The organism is Actinomadura keratinilytica (genome assembly GCF_039539665.1).
Taxonomy (GTDB): Bacteria; Actinomycetota; Actinomycetes; order Streptosporangiales; family Streptosporangiaceae; genus Spirillospora; species Spirillospora keratinilytica.
This window is the reverse complement of sequence record NZ_BAABDO010000022.1, coordinates 54,089-71,223: the sequence shown is the minus strand read 5'-3', so window position 1 is coordinate 71,223 and position 17,135 is coordinate 54,089. Positions and strand designations below refer to the sequence as shown.

14 protein-coding genes and 1 pseudogene are annotated in these 17,135 nt (G+C 73.5%); 4 read left to right on the top strand and 11 right to left on the bottom strand.

Annotated elements, in window-relative coordinates; translation table 11 throughout:
• A partial coding sequence (locus ABD879_RS10615; RefSeq protein ID WP_345019962.1) for a YifB family Mg chelatase-like AAA ATPase occupies positions 1-1,429 on the top strand: 1,429 nt, incomplete at its 5' end.
• Positions 1,426-2,565, top strand: a complete 1,140-nt coding sequence (gene dprA, locus ABD879_RS10610) for a DNA-processing protein DprA (protein WP_345019960.1) — start codon at positions 1,426-1,428, stop codon at positions 2,563-2,565. The genes ABD879_RS10615 and dprA, both read left to right, overlap by 4 nt.
• A gap of 917 nt (positions 2,566-3,482) precedes the next feature.
• Here dprA and ABD879_RS10605 read toward each other — a convergent pair.
• The 10 genes and pseudogenes from ABD879_RS10605 to ffh all read right to left on the bottom strand — a co-directional run bounded on the left by ABD879_RS10605 (position 3,483) and on the right by ffh (position 12,650).
• Positions 3,483-3,797 (bottom strand): DUF2469 domain-containing protein, encoded by a 315-nt coding sequence (locus ABD879_RS10605; RefSeq protein WP_345019958.1) that lies wholly within the window; start codon positions 3,795-3,797, stop codon positions 3,483-3,485.
• The gene (locus tag ABD879_RS10600; RefSeq protein ID WP_345019969.1) at positions 3,794-4,531 is read right to left on the bottom strand and encodes a ribonuclease HII; all 738 of its coding nucleotides are present in this window, start codon (positions 4,529-4,531) and stop codon (positions 3,794-3,796) included. Before ABD879_RS10600 ends, ABD879_RS10605 begins: the two co-directional genes overlap by 4 nt.
• A 141-nt stretch (positions 4,532-4,672) precedes the next feature.
• A pseudogene (locus ABD879_RS10595) lies at positions 4,673-4,834 on the bottom strand (magnesium chelatase domain-containing protein); the annotation flags it as partial.
• 995 nt (positions 4,835-5,829) lie between these two features.
• Positions 5,830-6,726: a signal peptidase I gene (gene lepB / locus ABD879_RS10590; RefSeq protein WP_345019956.1), complete on the bottom strand. Its 897-nt coding sequence runs from the start codon at positions 6,724-6,726 to the stop codon at positions 5,830-5,832.
• A gap of 282 nt (positions 6,727-7,008) precedes the next feature.
• Positions 7,009-7,362 (bottom strand): 50S ribosomal protein L19, encoded by a 354-nt coding sequence (gene rplS / locus ABD879_RS10585; RefSeq protein ID WP_285493260.1) that lies wholly within the window; start codon positions 7,360-7,362, stop codon positions 7,009-7,011.
• A gap of 130 nt (positions 7,363-7,492) precedes the next feature.
• Positions 7,493-8,278, bottom strand: coding sequence for a tRNA (guanosine(37)-N1)-methyltransferase TrmD (gene trmD, locus ABD879_RS10580; RefSeq protein ID WP_345019952.1), 786 nt, complete (start codon positions 8,276-8,278; stop codon positions 7,493-7,495).
• 134 nt (positions 8,279-8,412) lie between these two features.
• Complete coding sequence (gene rimM, locus ABD879_RS10575) at positions 8,413-9,018, bottom strand: ribosome maturation factor RimM (protein WP_345019949.1); 606 nt, start codon at positions 9,016-9,018, stop codon at positions 8,413-8,415.
• Positions 9,019-9,020: 2 nt separating this feature from the next.
• Complete coding sequence (locus ABD879_RS10570) at positions 9,021-9,263, bottom strand: RNA-binding protein (RefSeq protein WP_067918821.1); 243 nt, start codon at positions 9,261-9,263, stop codon at positions 9,021-9,023.
• A gap of 2 nt (positions 9,264-9,265) precedes the next feature.
• Positions 9,266-9,742, bottom strand: coding sequence for a 30S ribosomal protein S16 (rpsP, locus tag ABD879_RS10565; RefSeq protein ID WP_345019947.1), 477 nt, complete (start codon positions 9,740-9,742; stop codon positions 9,266-9,268).
• Positions 9,743-11,072: 1,330 nt separating this feature from the next.
• A complete protein-coding gene (gene ffh / locus ABD879_RS10560; protein WP_345019944.1) occupies positions 11,073-12,650 on the bottom strand; it encodes a signal recognition particle protein in 1,578 nt (525 codons plus the stop codon).
• A 339-nt stretch (positions 12,651-12,989) separates the two neighbouring features.
• Between ffh and ABD879_RS10555 the strand changes: the two genes are divergently transcribed.
• Together ABD879_RS10555 and ABD879_RS10550 are read left to right on the top strand one after the other, a co-directional pair.
• A complete protein-coding gene (locus ABD879_RS10555; RefSeq protein ID WP_345019942.1) occupies positions 12,990-13,697 on the top strand; it encodes an RNA polymerase sigma factor in 708 nt (235 codons plus the stop codon).
• 50 nt (positions 13,698-13,747) lie between these two features.
• A complete protein-coding gene (locus ABD879_RS10550; RefSeq protein WP_345019939.1) occupies positions 13,748-14,734 on the top strand; it encodes a hypothetical protein in 987 nt (328 codons plus the stop codon).
• Here ABD879_RS10550 and ABD879_RS10545 read toward each other — a convergent pair.
• A complete protein-coding gene (locus tag ABD879_RS10545; RefSeq protein ID WP_345019936.1) occupies positions 14,727-17,129 on the bottom strand; it encodes a [protein-PII] uridylyltransferase in 2,403 nt (800 codons plus the stop codon). The genes ABD879_RS10550 and ABD879_RS10545 overlap by 8 nt on opposite strands.
• Between the last annotated feature and the right edge of the window lie 6 nt (positions 17,130-17,135).

The window sequence follows — 17,135 nt, the reverse complement described above, 5'->3', positions numbered from 1 at the left end:
CGAGGCACGCGACCGCGTGCGGGCGGCGATCTTCAACTCCGGCGAGGACTGGCCCAACCGGCACGTCACGGTGTCCCTCTTCCCGGCCAGCCTGCCGAAACGAGGCTCGACCTTCGATTTGGCCATCGCGGTCGCGCTGCTCGCGGCGGCCGAGGCGGTGCCGCCCCGGTCCTGCGCGGGGCTGGTGATGGTCGGGGAGCTCGGGCTGGACGGCCGGATCCGCTCCATCCCGGGCGTGCTGCCCGCGGCACTGGCCGCCGCGCACGCCGGCTGCCGCACCGTGGTCGTCCCGCAGGCCAACGCCGCCGAGGCGGAACTCGTCCCCGACCTGCAGGTGATACCGGCGCGGACGCTGCGCGGGCTGCTGTGCCTGCTGCGCGACGAGCCGCCGCCGATCGAAGAGGAGGACGACCCGCTCCCCGCCCGTACCGCTCCCGAAGGGCTCACCCTCGGCCGCCAGGCGAACGGCACCGGGGTCGACCTGGCGGACGTGCGCGGCCAGGCCGAGGCCCGCCGCGCCCTGGAGATCAGCGCGGCCGGCGGCCACCACCTCTACTTCAGCGGCCCTCCCGGGTGCGGCAAGACCATGCTCGCCGAACGCCTCCCCACCCTGATGCCCCCGCTGGAACCGGAAGAGGCGCTGGAGGTCACCGCGCTGCACTCCGTCGCCGGAACCCTGCCGCCGGACCAGCCGCTGATCACGCGTCCCCCGTTCTACGCGCCCCACCACACCGCCACCCGCCCGGCCATGGTCGGCGGCGGTTCCGGCCGGACGCTGCAACCCGGCGCGGTGTCCCTGGCCCACCGCGGCATCCTGTTCCTGGACGAGGCACCCGAGTTCCAGGGCGGCGTTCTGGACGCCCTGCGGCAGCCGTTGGAGGAGGGCTCCGTACGGATCTCCCGCACGGAGGGGACGGCGACCTTCCCCGCCCGGTTCACACTCGTGCTGGCCGCCAACCCGTGCCCGTGCGCGGCGGCCAAGTCGATCGACTGCTCCTGTGCGCCCGGCGTCCGACGCAAGTACCTTTCCAAGATCTCCGGGCCGCTGCTCGACCGCATCGACCTGAAGCTGGAGCTGGTCCCCGCCAGCCGCGCCGAACTGCGCTACGACGTGGAGTTCGCCGAGTCCAGCCAGGTCGTCGCCGAGCGCGTGCAGGAGGCCCGCGACCGGTCGCGCAAACGCCTGGCCGACACCCCCTGGCGGTGCAACGCCGAGATCCCCGGCCCCGAGCTGCGCCGCCGCTTCACCCCCGAACCGGACGCGATGCACGCCGCCGACGAGGCCCTGCAGAACGGCACGCTCAGCGCCCGCGGTCTCGACCGCGTCCTGCGGGTCGCCTGGACGATCGCCGACCTGGCCGGTCGCGACCAGCCCTCCCCGGACGACGTCGGCGGCGCGCTCGCCCTGTGGACGTGGAGGCGGACATGACCGGAGAGCGCCTGGCCAGGGCGGCCCTGACCGCCATCGCCGAGCCGGGCGACGCGCTGCTGAACCGCATCGTCGACCGCCTCGGCCCGGCCGGGGCCGTCGCGGCGATCCGCACCGGGGACGTCCCCGACGACCTGCTGTCCGAGCGGGTGGCGGGCCGCCTGCGGCACTGGCGGATCCGGTCGGCCGCCGCGGAACCCGAACGCGATCTGGAGATCTGCGCCCGGCTGGGCGGGCGCCTGGTCTGCCCCGGCGACCCCGAATGGCCCACCACGCTGGACGATCTCGGCGGAGAGCGCCCGTACGCGCTGTGGCTGCGCGGCCCCGGCGACCTGCGCAACGCCTGCCTGCGCTCGGTGGCCGTGGTCGGATCCCGCGCGGCGTCCTCCTACGGCCTGCGCGTGGCCGCCGAGTTCGCCGCCGACCTGGCCGAACGCGGCTGGTCGGTGGTGTCGGGCGGCGCGCTCGGCATCGACGCGGCCGCCCACCGGGGCGCCCTGGCCGCCGACGGCCCGACGGTCGCGGTGCTGGCCAACGGGGTGGACGTGCCGTACCCGGCGTCCAACGACGGGCTGTTCGCCGAGATCGCCCGGCGGGCGGTGCTGGTCAGCGAGTCGCCTCCGGGGGTGGAGCCGCACCGCCTGCGCTTCCTCGTCCGCAACCGGGTGATCGCCGCACTGTGCCGGGGCACGGTGGTCGTCGAGGCGGAGGCGCGCAGCGGGGCCCTCAGCACCGCCGCCTGGACCCGCAGACTGGGGCGCGTCCTCATGGCGGTGCCCGGCCCGATCGACTCGCGGACGTCGGTGGGCTGCCACCGGCTGCTCCGGGAGGACCCGTCCACCTTCCTGGTCGCCCGCCCCGAAGAGGTCGTCGAGGCGGTGGGCCGTATCGGCGACGACCTGGCCCCCGTCCCGTCCGGCCCCGTGCTGCCCCGCGACCGCCTGGAGCCGACCGCCCGCGCCGTCCTGGAAGCCCTTCCCGGCCGAGGCTCCGCGGGCCCCGCGCAGATCGCCGTCAAGGCGGGCGTCGACCTGGCCACGGCCAACGGCAAGCTCGGCCTCCTGGCCGCCGCGGGCTTCGTCGAACGCAGCGCCGCCGGCTGGCGCCTCACCAAGGCCGCCAAGCAACCCAAATGACCACCGGCCCCCGCCCCTCCGCCCAGCACGACGAAGAGAAGTGATCCCCTGTATCAGATGAGCAATGCCGATCACGCCCCCGCCAAGCCGGAGAAGCACGTCGCGGTCACACCAAAGCCCCCACGGCCGCAACCGATGCCCGACACGACGACAGGGATGCCGCCGCCCAGCGCCGTGGAGTGCGCGTCAACCACCTCGAACGCCACCGGGCCGCGGCTGCCCCGCCACGACACGCTCTTCGTTCGCGACCAGGCCGTTCTCCCAAGAGCACCGCAGTCGCCCCGCTCTGAAACACGGCCTACTGAGCTTTTCGTTGGTTCTGCGGGTGTGGAGGGGTGGGGTCTCTCGGTATCGCGGCATGTCCCCCGACGCCCGGCCTGGGGGTTCCAAAGAAGCCGTTCCGCCGTTGATCCGGCCGTAGTGGGCCGAGGTGCGGCGGATGCGTGCGACCGAACCACGCAACTTACGAAAAGCTCAGTAGGCAGTGTCGTCGAAGTGGCTGCGGGCTGGTCGGTCGATGCGGACCATGTGGCCGCTCTTCGACAGGCGCATCCATCGGCGGCGCGGCGTCGCCGAGCGCTGCTTCGACCACATCGGGCGGTGGCACGGCGCCGCCACCCGCCACTGCAGGACCGCCAAGGTCCTTCCAAGTCGCCGTCACGTCGACCGCCCCGCCGATGCGGCCATGACACTCTGACGACACACCCTGGGGCCTGTCCAGTGGATCAATGGTGGATCCGCAGCAGCGCGGTGGCCGGGGTGCTCCGGCCGGTGGTGACGGGCCGGGCCGGGCGCCGGGGCGGCGGTGCCGCACCTCACTTCGGGCAGGTCGGTGCCTTTTTGGACCGTTTGGTTCTGTCGGCGGGGCGGCTTCACCGGAGGCGGACACGCGGCCGCCATGATCCACCGGACACGACCTAGTGGTTGGCGGGCAGTTCGAAGTCGCTCTTGGCGAGCTCCTCGATGTTGACGTCCTTGAACGTGACAACCCGGACGTTCTTGACGAAGCGAGCAGGCCGATACATGTCCCACACCCAGGCGTCCTGCATCGTGACCTCGAAGAAGACCTCTCCGTTGTCGGAGCTGCGCACCTGCAGATCGACCGAGTTGGTGAGGTAGAACCTGCGCTCGGTCTCCACCACGTAGGTGAACAGGCCGACGACGTCGCGGTACTCGCGATAGAGCTGCAGCTCCATCTCGGTCTCGTACTTCTCGAGATCCTCGGCGCTCACGCTCGTGCCCCTTCCGTCCGGCCTTCGCCGGGAATCTCCCCCACGGGGCCGTACCCGGCCTCCCCCACGGCCTCCCCACCATTGTTGCGCACGGCCCGCCCGACGTTGACGAAGGAGAACCGATGCTCCGGGCACGGCCCGTACCTGGCCAGCGCCGCGGAATGATCACGAGTCACGTACCCCTTGTGCACGTCGAAGCCGTACTGGGGGTAGCGCTCGTGCAGATCGACCATGATGCGGTCCCGGGTGACCTTGGCCACGATGGAGGCCGCCGCCACGCACGCCGCGACCCGGTCCCCCTTGATCACCGCCAGCCCGGGCACGTCCAGACCGGGAACGGCGAACCCGTCGCTCAGCACGTACGCGGGCCGCCGCTCCAGGGCCGCCAGCGCGCGCCGCATCCCCGTCACATTGCACTGGTGCAGCCCCAGCCGGTCGACGTCATGACAGGGGATGACCAGGGCGCTCCATGCCACGGCCCGTTCGACGATCTCGGCGTACAGTTCCTCGCGTCGCGCCGGGGTGAGCAGCTTGGAGTCGGTCAGCCCCTCGATCCGTCCGCGTCGTCCCCCCGGCAGGATCACCGCGCCGACCACCAGCGGCCCCGCGCACGCCCCGCGGCCCGCCTCGTCGACACCGGCCACCGGGCTGAAACCCGCGTGCTCCAGCGCCCGCTCGTAGCCGTACAACCCGGCGTCCCGGCGCGGCGTGTAGCGGAGTGGACGACCTCTCATGGTCCGCAGCGTACGTCGCCCGCACCCACCGCTGCGCCCGGAATGCGAGTTAGCCCCCCACAGGTCCCTCCGCACATCGCCACCACGGCCGGGCGGGACGTCCGTGGCATCGGTAGACGAGGTGCTCAAAGCCTGAAGGGACACCGTGACGTGCCGGTCGGGCCAGTCCTCGCCGGAGTTGAAGATCGCCGCCCGCACGCGGTCGCGTGCCTCGTTGAGCGCGGCGTCCGGGAGCCCCACCAGGTGCAGACCGGGGACACCGCTGGTGATGGCCGCCTCGACGTCGATGACGAAGCCGTCCACTCCCACCAGCGACACGGACCGGGTTCTGGCCAGCGTCACCTCAGCACACCCCCCGCACGTGCTCGACGGAGAACCCGCAGCTCTCGACACGACCGCCGGGGGGAGGGACGGCCGTTCGCCGGTGGCGCGCGCCGTACCCGCCGGCCCCGGCGGCAGACCCGCGCACCCCGGCCACAAATCGCGCGACCCAGGAGACACCCCTGCGACGAGCCACCACCGGAGGCGACGGACAAGCGTGCCGATGGGTGCCCTGGAACGGGCGAGACTCGGATTCAAGGGGCGACGCGGCCACGGGGCGGTGGGTATGCGGGGCAGCTACGCGACGCAGGGGCGAACGCGCCGGGACGCATCGTTCTCAGCAGAATCCGCTTTGGTTGCGCCGTGTTCGGTCAGCTCTGGTTGATCTTGAGTTGGGGTGCGGCAGGGTCGTCCCCGCGTGTTGCGGGTCGGCTGCGCCGCCATGTGCGGGCGGGTCGCCGCGGAGGCCGTGATCGCCCTCGTCACCGCGCCGCTGCGAACCCACCGTGATCCACCGGACACGCCCGAATGGGTCGGGTTTCGAAGTCGGTGGAGCCATTCGGTGGTATCGAGAGGGCGGCCCGGTGGCGGCCGGAGAGCTTGTCGTAGCGGGTGGCCACGGTCCGGTTGGCGCTCGAAGTGGTTGACGTCGTACTCCATGGCATGGCGGGCCTTGCAGGAGGCCGGGGCGAAGGCGGGGGACGACCGCCGCTGCCGGGCCTGGTCGCCCGTGGGTCGGGATCGTGGCGGAGATGCCACGGCGGCGCTCACCTGCACTTACCGGCAGGAGCGGCGGCGCCGTTTACAAGGTGGCCGATGGTGGCGCTGCCGCTTGTGGGGCGCGCTTGGGCGTGCGCCCGGCGCCGGATGGCTTGCCTCCCTCGCGGCCTGGTCGCCCGCGGCCTGTCCGGCGTCCAGCTGGCGATCTCCGACGCCCACACCGGGTGGGGCGTGGCCCGGTCCGCGGGGTGCGCAGGTCAGCGGCGGCGTCGGCGCAGGCGGCGGCGGAGGTAGGTGATGGGCAGTGCGCCTGCGAACCCCAGCGCGACCGGGGTCGCGGGGACGACGGCCGAGGCGGCCTGCAGGGCCGGTTGCTCGAACGTCTTCGGGATCGGGAGGGTGCCGATGTGGTTGAAGGGCCAGACGATCACGAATGCGCGGCCGATGACGCGGTTGGTCGGGATGGTGCCGCCGCCGGGGTCACCGCGGTGCGCCCGCGAGTCGGAGGAGACCTCGCGGTGATCGCCCATCACCCACAGCTGGCCGGGCTGCACCACGTGGTCGAACGGCTCGTTGGACGGCTTGTTCTGCTCGCCCGTGACCGGGTCGGTGTACAGGTAGGAGCGCTCGTCCAGCGGCGTGCCGTTGACGGTGATGCGCCCCTGGGCGTCACAGCATTTGACGTGGTCGCCCGGCGTCCCGATGACGCGCTTGATGTAGTCCTTCTCGCCGGGAACCATGCCGAAGGTGCGGCCGATGCCGCGCAGCGCCTTGGAGAGCGGGTTGCCCGGCTCCTCGACCTCGACCTCGGGGTCCCAGGAGTCCAGGCCGTTGAAGACGACGATGTCGCCGCGCTTCACGTCCCGGGTGTGGTAGACGATCTTGTTGACGAGGACTCGGTCGCCGATCTGCAGGGTGTTCTCCATCGACGCCGACGGGATGTAGAACGCCTGCACCGCGAACGCCTTGATGATCAGGGCGAGGACCAGCGCGACCCCGACGAGGATCGGCAGTTCCTTCCAGAAAGAGCCCTGCTTGCGTTCCTTGCGGTCGCCGCTCTCCTCCTCGTCCGAGGACGTCTCGCCAGCGCTTTCCGCACCGGAGGTCACGGCCTGCTTGTCGTCGGGCACCGCGCCCTCGGCTTCCGATCGCACGTCTCTCCGATCGTCCTCGTCACTCATCCCAGCGCAAAGCCTATCGGCGCGGACGCCGCCGCACCCCGCGCGAACGGCCGTGTCGCGCCCGGCACGGCCGGACCCGGCACCGAGCGCGCCGTCCGTGCGGGCAACGCTCCGTTCCCCTCGAAGGGTTCCTGAAACGGCGCCCCGCCACAAGGCGGATTCAAAGCGATTACCCGGAATTGAGACGAAGAATGCCGGAGTAAACAACAGGCGCCCCGGACCGCGGTCCGAGGCGCCGGGACGTCGCGGAGGCGATCAGAAGTCGCGCTTCTCCTTGATGCGGGCCGCCTTGCCGCGCAGGTTGCGCAGGTAGTACAGCTTGGCCCGGCGGACGTCACCGCGGGTGACGACTTCCAGCTTCTCGATGTGCGGGCTGTTGAGCGGCCAGGTGCGCTCGACACCGTACCCGCCCTTGCTCACCTTACGCACGGTGAAGGTCTCGCGGGCGCCGCCGCCCTGCCGGCGGATCACCACGCCCTCGAAGACCTGGATCCGGGTGACCTTGCCCTCGGTGATGCGCGCGTGCACCTTCACCGTGTCGCCCGGACGGAAGTCCGGGTGGTCGGTGCGCAGCGTGGCCTGCTCGATCTCACGGATCAGGGTGTGCATGACAGCGGTTCCTCATGGTCATACGCGGCCGGCCGAGAGGCCCCGGCGGTGGGAAGGGGGCGTCGCGCCGCGCGAAGTGGATCTTGATGAGAGTCTGTGTGCCGGGCGCGGGCGCGCGCACGGCGACGATTCAGTGTGCCATATCTTCGTCGTCCACCGGAAAACCGGCCTCCGCCAGCACCCGGCGGTCGTGCGCGTCCAGTGTCGCGGGGTCCAGGCGCGCGGCCAGTTCCGGACGGTTGCGCACGGTGCGCCGCAGCGCCTCGTCGCGGCGCCAGCGGGCGATCGCGCCGTGGTGGCCCGACAGCAGGATGTCCGGTACCGCGCGGCCGCGCCAGACCGGCGGCTTGGTGTAGACGGGGCCTTCCAGCAGCGACTCCATCGCGCCGGGGGCGAACGAGTCGTCGGCCACCGAGTCGGCGTTGCCGAGCACGCCGGGCAGCAGCCGGCCGACGGCTTCGACGATCACCAGCACCGCGACCTCGCCGCCCGCCAGCACGAAGTCGCCCAGGCTGATCTCGTCCACCGGCATGCGGGTGCGGGCCTCGTCCACCACCCGCGAGTCGATGCCCTCGTACCGGCCGCACGCGAACAGCAGCCAGGGCTCGGCGGCCAGTTCGGCGGCCTTCGCCTGGGTGAACGGGCGGCCGCTCGGCGTGGGGACGATCAGCCGGGGGACGGGTCCGCCGGGGGGCGCGATGGCGTCCAGCGCCTCCCCCCACGGTTCGGGCTTCATCACCATGCCGGGCCCGCCGCCGTAGGGGGTGTCGTCGACGGTGCGGTGCCGGTCGTGGGTCCACCGCCGGAGGTCGTGCACGTGCACGTCGAGCAGGCCGGTGCGGCGCGCCTTGCCCAGGAGGGAGACGTCCAGCGGAGCGAAGTACTCCGGAAAGATCGTGACGATGTCGAGCTTCATGAGGCTTTCGGTCGTGCCGGTTCGCGGGGTCCCGACCGCTCTTCGCCCCGGAATCGGATGTGTCGTCCTGCGTCGGCCCGGTTCGGTCGGCCGGACCTACCCGGAGGGGCTGCCGCGCGGCCGGGCCCGGCCGCTCAGTCGAGGAGGCCGGGGGGCGGGTCGATGCGCAACCGCCCCCCGGGAACGTCCACCTCCGGGACCAGGGCGGCGACGAAGGGCACCAGCGCCTCGCCTCCGCCGGTCCGCCGCACCACGAGCAGATCCTGCCCGTGGTGCCGCACCTCGGCGACGGTGCCGACCTCGGTGCCGTCGCCGGTGACCACGGCCAGTCCGATGAGCTCCTGGTCGTGGAACTCGTCGGGATCGGCCGACGGGGGGATGTCGGAGGGATCGACGACGAGCCAGGTGCCGCGCAGTTCCTCTGCGGCGTTCCGGTCGTCGACCCCGGAGAAGCGCACGAGCAGCCGACCCGAGTGCCATCTGGCGTGCTCGACGGTCAGCGGACCGGCGGCCGCGGGGTCGGTGGCCAGCTGCGTCCCCGGTGCGAACCGGCGATCGGGATCGTCGGTTCGCACGTCGACGGTGAGCTCGCCACGCACCCCGTGCGGACGGCCGACCCGGCCGACGACCAGCCGGTCGGCCGCCGGCCCGGAACCGGCACCGCGGGCCCGGGCATGGCCTTGCGCGGGGCGCCGGACGGGCGCCGCCGCCCCTGGGGCGCGGTCGGCGCTGGGGCGCATGGTCAGCGGACCTCGTGCAGGTCGAGCAGGTCCACCCGCACGTGCCGGCCCCCGGACAGGGCGCCGATCACGGTGCGCAGGGCCTTGGCGGTGCGACCGCTGCGGCCGATGACCTTGCCCAGGTCGTCGGGGTGCACCCGCACCTCCAGGACCCGACCGCCCCTGATCCTGCGGGCCTTCACCCGGACGTCGTCCGGATGCTCGACGATCCCGCGCACCAGGTGCTCGAGCGCTTCTTCGAGCACGTCTAGCCCTCGCTCTTAGCTTCGGTGTTGTCCTCGGCCTTGCCCGCGGCGTCCTCGGCCCGGCCCTCGCCCTTGCCCTTCTTGGACTCGGACTTCTTCCGGGACCGCGCCGTCGTGGCGGCGGCCTCCTCCTCGCCGAGCGACTCCTTGACCGCGGCCTCGAACAGGGCCTTCTTGTCGGGCTTCGGCTCGGCCTGCTTGAGCGTGCCCTCGGCGCCGGGCTCGCCCTTGAACTTCTGCCAGTCGCCGGTGATCTTGAGGATGTTGAGCACCGGCTCGGTCGGCTGCGCGCCGACGCCCAGCCAGTACTGCACCCGCTCGGAGTTCACCCGGATGAGCGAGGGCTCCTGCTTGGGCTGGTACAGGCCGATCTCCTCGATGGCCCGGCCGTCACGCTTGGTGCGGGCATCGGCGACGACGATCCGGTACTGCGGGTTCCGGATCTTCCCCAGACGCTTGAGCTTGATCTTGACTGCCACGGGTGTGGTGTTCTCCAGACTTCATACAGGGCCGAGCGGGCCTCACCAGGTGGGGATACCGGCTACCGGCCGCTCCATGGACTCCGGCCGCTCAGGACGAGAGAGGGCGCCTGCGCGTATCCGGGTTTCCAGCCTGCCATTCTGCCAGACGATCGCCCCGATGACCCAATCGCGGCATGACACGCCGCCCACCTCGCCGCTTCTCCCTCCTGAAGCACATCACCACCGCCGCCTTACCGCCCCAGCCCGCACCATTTCGCCGCCGTCCTCAGTTTCAGGATTCGGACCGCGATCGCCTGCCCCGCCCCTGAGCTGCGCGGACGATCCCGATCGGCAAGGACCTTTTTCGATCATGAAGCCTCGACCCCGCCTCCTCCACGCGATGCCGGAGTGCGGCTCACCCCCTCAACAAAGATCATCCGGTGGGGCGGTTCACGCAGCCGGGAGCGGCGCCCACCGCGACCGCAGGACGTCCCCCACAGGCCGGCGATCAACACACGGCCACCGAAAACACAACCTGAAGTCACAGCCGGAACGACCAACCACCAAAGGCGCCGGCCCCTGAAGAACAGCCCCACGGCCAGAACCGGCCGCAGCAATGAGCCCATACCGCCGGCCAGGCGGACGCAGCACCCGCCACCACCGCCGACCGTCCCCGGCACACATCCCACCGCGCGTTGGCGCTCAACACCTGGACGCCCGAACACACCGCTGCATTCACAGCCGCAGCGGCCACGCCACCACAGACGTCCGCCGGCAACGGCCCGACCACCACGCTCGCCGCGCCTAGGTTGTGTCCGGTGGATCATGGCGGCCGCGTGTCCGCCTCCGGTGAAGCCGCCCCGCCGACAGAACAAAACGGTCCAAAACCGCATCGAGCTGCCCGAAGTGAGGTGCGGCACCGCCGCCCCGGCGCCCGGCCCGGCCCGTCACCACCGGCCGGAGCACCCCGGCCACCGCGCCGCTGCGGATCCACCATGATCCACCGGACAGGCCCTAAGGCCATGTGCGGTGGATCTCGGCGTTCCGCTGTGGTCGACCTTGAGGGTGAGGGGGTGGGCATGGCTGTGGCACCGCCGCCGCGCTAGGCGGTGCTGCCGGGCGCGAGCCGGGTTACCGGCGCGGGTCGTCAGGCCGGCGTTCGTGGCCGGCAGCGGCCGGGTGGCGGGAGCGCGCGGGCGGGGTGCTCGTCTCCTCGGGGAGGAGAAGCGTTGAGCAGCCCAAGCTCGATGTGGTGCTCGTCAGTGCCGGTGAGGGACTCGGCTGTGCCTCGGGCGAGTGGGGCGGTGGTGCTGCGGCCCCGCGGCTGCGGGCGGGGCCGCCACCGCGGTCACTTCTTCTTGCGGTTCTGCAGCTTGCCCAGGTCCGGCATCTGGAAGCCGGGGGGAAGCTGGCCGCCCAGGCCCGGAGGGAGGGCGCCGGGGCCGCCCAGGCCGGGAGGCAGCCCCTGGGGAAGGTTGCCGTCCGGGGTCGGGACGGTGGCCTCCTTGGCGGCGCGGGCGGCGGCGCGCTTGCGGGGGTCGCCGCTGCGCTGCTTGCCCTTCTTGTTCTTGGCCTTGGCCGCCTTGGCGGCCTTGCGGCGGCCGGGCATGCCGGGGAAGCCCAGGCCGCCCGCCATCTGCCGGACCATCTTCTGGGCCTCGAAGAAGCGGGTCACCAGGGCGCTGACCTCGCCGACCGTGACGCCCGAGCCGCGGGCGATGCGGGCCCGGCGGGAGCCGTTGATGATCTTGGGGTTGGCGCGCTCCTGCGGGGTCATCGAGCGGATGATGGCGGCCACCCGGTCCAGGTCGCGGTCGTCGATCTGGCTGATCTGGTCGCGGACCTGCCCCATGCCCGGCATCATGCCCAGCAGGTTGCCGATCGGCCCGAGCTTGCGGATCATCATCATCTGCTCGAGGAAGTCCTCGAGGGTGAAGTCCTCGCCCGAGGCGAACTTCGTGGTCATCCGCTCGGTCTGGGCGGCGTCGAACGCCTGCTCGGCCTGCTCGATCAGGGTGAGGATGTCGCCCATGTCGAGGATGCGGCCGGCCATCCGGTCCGGGTGGAAGACGTTGAAGTCCTCCAGCTTCTCGCCGGTGGAGGCGAACATGATCGGGCGGCCGGTGACATGCCGGACCGACAGGGCGGCGCCGCCGCGGGCGTCGCCGTCGAGCTTGGTGAGCACGACCCCGTCGAACCCGACGCCGTCGAGGAACGCCTGGGCGGTGTTCACCGCGTCCTGGCCGATCATCGCGTCGACGACGAAGAGGATCTCGTCCGGGTGGACGGCGTCGCGGATGTCGGCGGCCTGCTGCATCATCTCGGCGTCGATGCCGAGCCGGCCGGCGGTGTCGATGACGACGACGTCGTGCTGGGCGCGGCGGGCGTGGTCGATGGAGCGGCGCGCCACGTCGACCGGGTCGCCGACGCCGTTGCCGGGCTCGGGCGCGAACACCGCGGCCCCGGCGCGCTCGCCGACCACCTGCAGCTGCTGGACGGCGTTGGGACGCTGCAGGTCGGCCGCGACCAGCAGCGGCGCGTGCCCCTCCTGCTTCAGCCAGCGGGCCAGCTTGCCGGCCAGGGTGGTCTTACCGGCGCCCTGCAGACCGGCCAGCATGATCACGGTGGGCGGGTGCTTGGCGAAGCGGATCCGGCGGGTCTCGCCGCCGAGGACCTCGATCAGCTCCTCGTTGACGATCTTGACGACCTGCTGGGCCGGGTTCAGCGCCTGCGAGACCTCCGCGCCCCGGGCCCGTTCCTTGACCCGCGCGATGAAGTCCTTCACCACGGGCAGGGCAACGTCGGCCTCCAGCAGCGCGACACGGATCTCGCGGGCCGTCGCGTTGATGTCGGCCTCGGAGAGCCTGCCCTTGCTGCGCAGCGACGAGAAGACCGTCGTCAACCGGTCGGAGAGCGTCTCGAACACGTCTGGACCCGTCCTTGGAAGCGTCTGGGATCGGTTATCAGGGTATCGGGTGAACGGCCGGCTCCTGCCCGGTCGGCGCGGCGCGGCCGCCCGCGGCCCGCTGTGCGCCCCGCGCCCCCGCCCGGCGCCCTGTGGGAGCGTACGCGCACGTCACGGTGGTGCGGCCTCGGTCCGGTCGTCCTTGCAACATGACGGCCCGATCCGGAGACTTGGGTCCTCGACGTGAAGTGGCCTTTCTCCGCGACGAGGACGGACCGCCGCACGTCGTCCAGGACCGACCCCGACCCCCCGTTCCGAGGATGCCTTGGTGAACACCTGGGCCCGGCCTCCCGGTCGCCCATGAGCAGACGTGGGAGGAGCCGCCCCGCCGACCCGCACGACCAGGGCCTGGAGGCCGCGCTGCACGCCGCGAAGGCCGGGGACGAGGCGGCGTTCCGGCTGCTCTACCGGGATCTGCAGCCCCGGCTGCTGCGTTATCTGCGGGCGCTGGTCGGGGCGGAGGCCGAGGACGTGGCCGGGGAGGCCTGGCTGCAGATCGCGCGGGACATCGGCTCGTTCGAGGGCGACTACGACCGGTTCCGGGGGTGGGCGTCGACCGTGGCGCGGCACCGGGCGCTGGACCACCTGCGCCGGGTCAGCCGCCGCCCCGACACCAGCGCGCCGATCGACGAGCTGGGCGACCTGGTGGGCGGGGACGACACCGAGCGCGACGCCCTGGCGCGGCTGTCCACGGACGCGGCGGTCGCGCTGATCTCGGGGCTTCCGCAGGACCAGGCCGAGGCGGTGCTGCTGCGCGTGGTGGTGGGCCTGGACGCCCGGGAGGCGGGGCGGGTGCTGGGCAAGCGGCCGGGCGCGGTCCGCACCGCCGCGTACCGGGGGCTGCACCGGCTGGCCGAGCGGCTCGCCGACCCGTCTCCCGGTGAGCCGGCCGGTGAGCCGGCCGGGGGGACGTCGGTGGACGCCGGGCGCAGGCGGCGGGCGCTGCGGGCGCGGCGGGCCGTCGGGCCCGCCGAGGAGCGGCGCGGCCCGTCGGCCGGCAAGGCGTGAACGGGTCGCGGTGTGACAGGTCGAGGGGAGCCGGCGCTGGAGAGGGTGAGATGAATAGGGGCAGCCAGGACTTCGACCGCGCCGCAGCGGAGCGTCTGCTCGACGGCGCGGTGGACGGTCCGCACGCCGATGCCCTCGCCCGGCTGCTCGCCCGCGCCGCCGCGCCCGCCCAGGAGTCGGAACTGGTCGGCGAGGAGGCGGCCGTGGCGGCGTTCCGCGCCGCCTCCTCGGCGAGCGGCGCCGCGGCTCCCGGGGCTGCGGCGCGGCGGGGGGCGGTGCGGCGGCGGGCGGGGCGGCGCCGTCCGCGGCTCGCCGGTGCCTTCACCGCGAAGATCGCCGCGGCGGTGCTGGCCACGGTGGTCGGCGGCGGGGTCGCGGTGGCGGCGGGGACCCTGCCCCTGCGGCCCGCCGGTGAGGGCACGTCCTCGTCGCGCACGCCGTCGCCCTCCCCGGACGCGTCCACGTCGGTTCCGCTGCGGACGGGTGGCGCGGCGAGTCCGTCCCAGAGGACGACGGCCGATTCGAAGCTGGTCGAGCAATGCCGCGACTACAGGGGCCTGGACGGCGATGACAAGGCGAAGGCGCTGCGTTCCCAGCGGTTCCAGGACCTCGCCAAGGCGGCGGGAGGCGACGCCCAGGTGTCCCGCTACTGTTCGCGGCTGCTGCAGCCGACGCCGCAGGAGAGCACCAGGACGGCCGCCCCGCGGAGCTCTACCGGACGGACTCTCCCCGGGAACTCGCCGAGGGGCCGCGGCAACAACAACGGCAATGGCCACAAGGGCAACGGCAACAACGGCAGCGGTAACGGAAACGGCGGTGGCGAGAAGCCGTTGAGAGCCCCGGACCCCACCTTCGGGGGGAAGCCCGATGACGCCCCCCGGCCCAGGCCGGCCGACCGTCTGCCGGATCCCCATCGGCCCGGCCAGGACCTCGGCAAACCCAGGCCGGCCACAGGCCCGGACTCCGCTGAGCCGGGTGAGGAGGTGGCTGTGCCCCCGAAGCCGCCTTCCCACCCCCGGCACGGGGGTGTCAGCTGAGCGCGGCCAGGACGTGCCGGCGTACCGCTGCCAGCGCGTCGGGGTCGCTGACGGGGCGTCCCTGCGCGTCGACGACGTAGAAGACGTCCACCGCCTCGGCGCCGAGCGTGTCCACCTGGGCGGCGCGCACCGACAAGCCGCACTCCCCCAGCGCCTGCCCGATCCGCCACAGCAGGCCCGGGCGGTCGTGGGCGCGAACCTCCACCACGGTGGCGGTGCTGGACGCGTCGTGGACGATGCCGACGCGCGGAGGCGGCACGGTGATGCCGGGACGGACCCGCATGGCCTGCGCCCGCCGTTCCAGGCGTTCGGCCACGTCGAGCCGCCCGGCGAGCATGCGCCGCAGGTCGGCTTCCAGTGCGGCGGGGTCGGGGGGCGTGCCGTACTCGGGGACGGCCGTGAAGTCCAGCACGGCGGTGGCACGGGACTCGGCCGCGGGTGACGACACGGTCCGGGCCGAACGGACGACGAGCCTGTGCAGGGCCAGCACTCCCGCCGCGCGCCACAGGAGCCCGGGCCGGTCGGGGGCGGCGATGGTGACGCGCGACCCGGCGATGCGCACCGCGCCCCCGTCGTGGCGGGCCAGAGCCAGCGTTTCGGGGCCGAGCACGGGGGCGGGGGGCGGCGTCCCCCCGGACAGGGCGGCGGCGGCGCGGCGGGACAGCTCGGCCACCTGCCGGGCCTTCCAGCTCCCCCAGGCGGACGGGCCGGTGGCCTTGGCATCGGCGACGGCCAGCGCCGACAGCAGTTCGAGGGTTTCGCGTTCGCGCCCGGGGACTGCCTCCAGCGCCTTGGTGACGGTCCGGACGGTGGCGGGGTCGTCGATGTCGCGGCGGGTGGCGGTGTCGGGCAGCAGCAGGTGGTACCGGACGAGGGTCTCCAGGACGCGCACGTCGCCGTCGGCGAAGCCCATCCGGGCCGCCAGGTCGCGGGCCACGACGGCGCCGGCGACCGAGTGGTCGCCGGGCCGGCCCTTGCCGATGTCGTGCAGCAGGGCGCCCACCAGCAGCAGGTCGGGCCGGGCGACCTCGCGGGTGAGGGCGGCGGCCTCGGCGGCGGCCGCCACCAGGTGCCGGTCGACGGTGAAGCGGTGGAACGGGTTGCGCTGGGGCCGGTTGCGGACGCGTGCCCAGTCGGGGATGAGCCGGACGATCAGCCCGGCCTGGTCGAGGGCCTCCCACACGCCGATGGCGGCGGCGCCCGCGCCCAGCAGGGCGACCAGGGCGTCGCGGGCCGCGTCGGGCCAGGGTGCGGACGGCAGCGCGGCGCGTTCGGCGAGCCGGTCGACGGTGGCGGGGGCCAGCGGCATGCCCGCCTCGGCCGCCGCGGCGGCGACGCGCAGCACCAGGGAGGGGTCGTCGAGGTCGGCGCCGCGCGCGAGGGCGACCTCGCCGTCGTGTTCGACGGCGCCGTCCCCCACCGGTTTGCGCTCCACCGTGCGTGCCGCGCCGCGTCCCGTCGCGGCGCTCGTCGCCGGGCGCGGGGTGCCGGTGCCGCGGCGGGAGGCGCGGAAGCGTTCGACGCGGCGCCACAGGTGGTCGCCGGCGTAGGTGATGGTCCGGGCGGCCTCGGCGACGGCGCGCAGCAGCACGTCGGCGTCGCGCAGGCCGAGGGCGTGCGCGACCGGCTCGTGCTCCTGCAGGACCAGCCGGTCGGCGGCGCGCCCGGTGACCTCGTGCAGGGCGTGCCGGACGTCCAGCAGCAGGCCGTGGGCGGCGCGGACGCGCTCGCCGGGCGCCGACGCCACCCAGGACGCCGCGACCGCCTGCATGACGTGCACGTCGCGCAGCCCGCCGTGCGCCTCCTTGACGTCGGGTTCGAGCAGGAACGCCAGCTCGCCCTGGGACCGCCAGCGCTCGCGGCACATGTCCGCCAGCTCGGGCAGGCGGCGGGCGGCGTCGGCCCGCCAGTCGGCCAGCACGGCGGCGCGCAGCTCGCCGACCAGGGCGGAGTCTCCGGCGATCGGGCGGGCCGACAGCAGCCCGAGCGCCGCCTTCATGTCGGTGCGGGCCACGGCCCGCGCCTCGGTGAGGGTGCGCACCGAGTGGTCCAGCCGCAGGCCCGCGTCCCAGATCGGGTACCAGACCCGGTCGGCGATGTCGGCGATCGCGGGGTGGCCGTCGTGCACCAGCACCAGGTCCAGGTCGCCGCCCGGGGTCAGCTCGCGGCGGGCGTGGCTGCCCACCGCCAGCAGGGCCACTCCGGGCGCGGGGTCGTCCCGCTCCTGCGCGCGATCGCGGGCGAGCAGGCCGGCCAGCCAGCGGTCCAGCTCGTCGGCGCGCGCGGCCCGCGCAGCCGCCAGGGCTGCGCGGGCCGTGTCCGTGGTGCCGCCCGCGCCGGCCGCGGGACGGGTCCGCTCGGTCTGTTCCCCGGATGCTCCGTGAACGAGGGCCACGCGGTG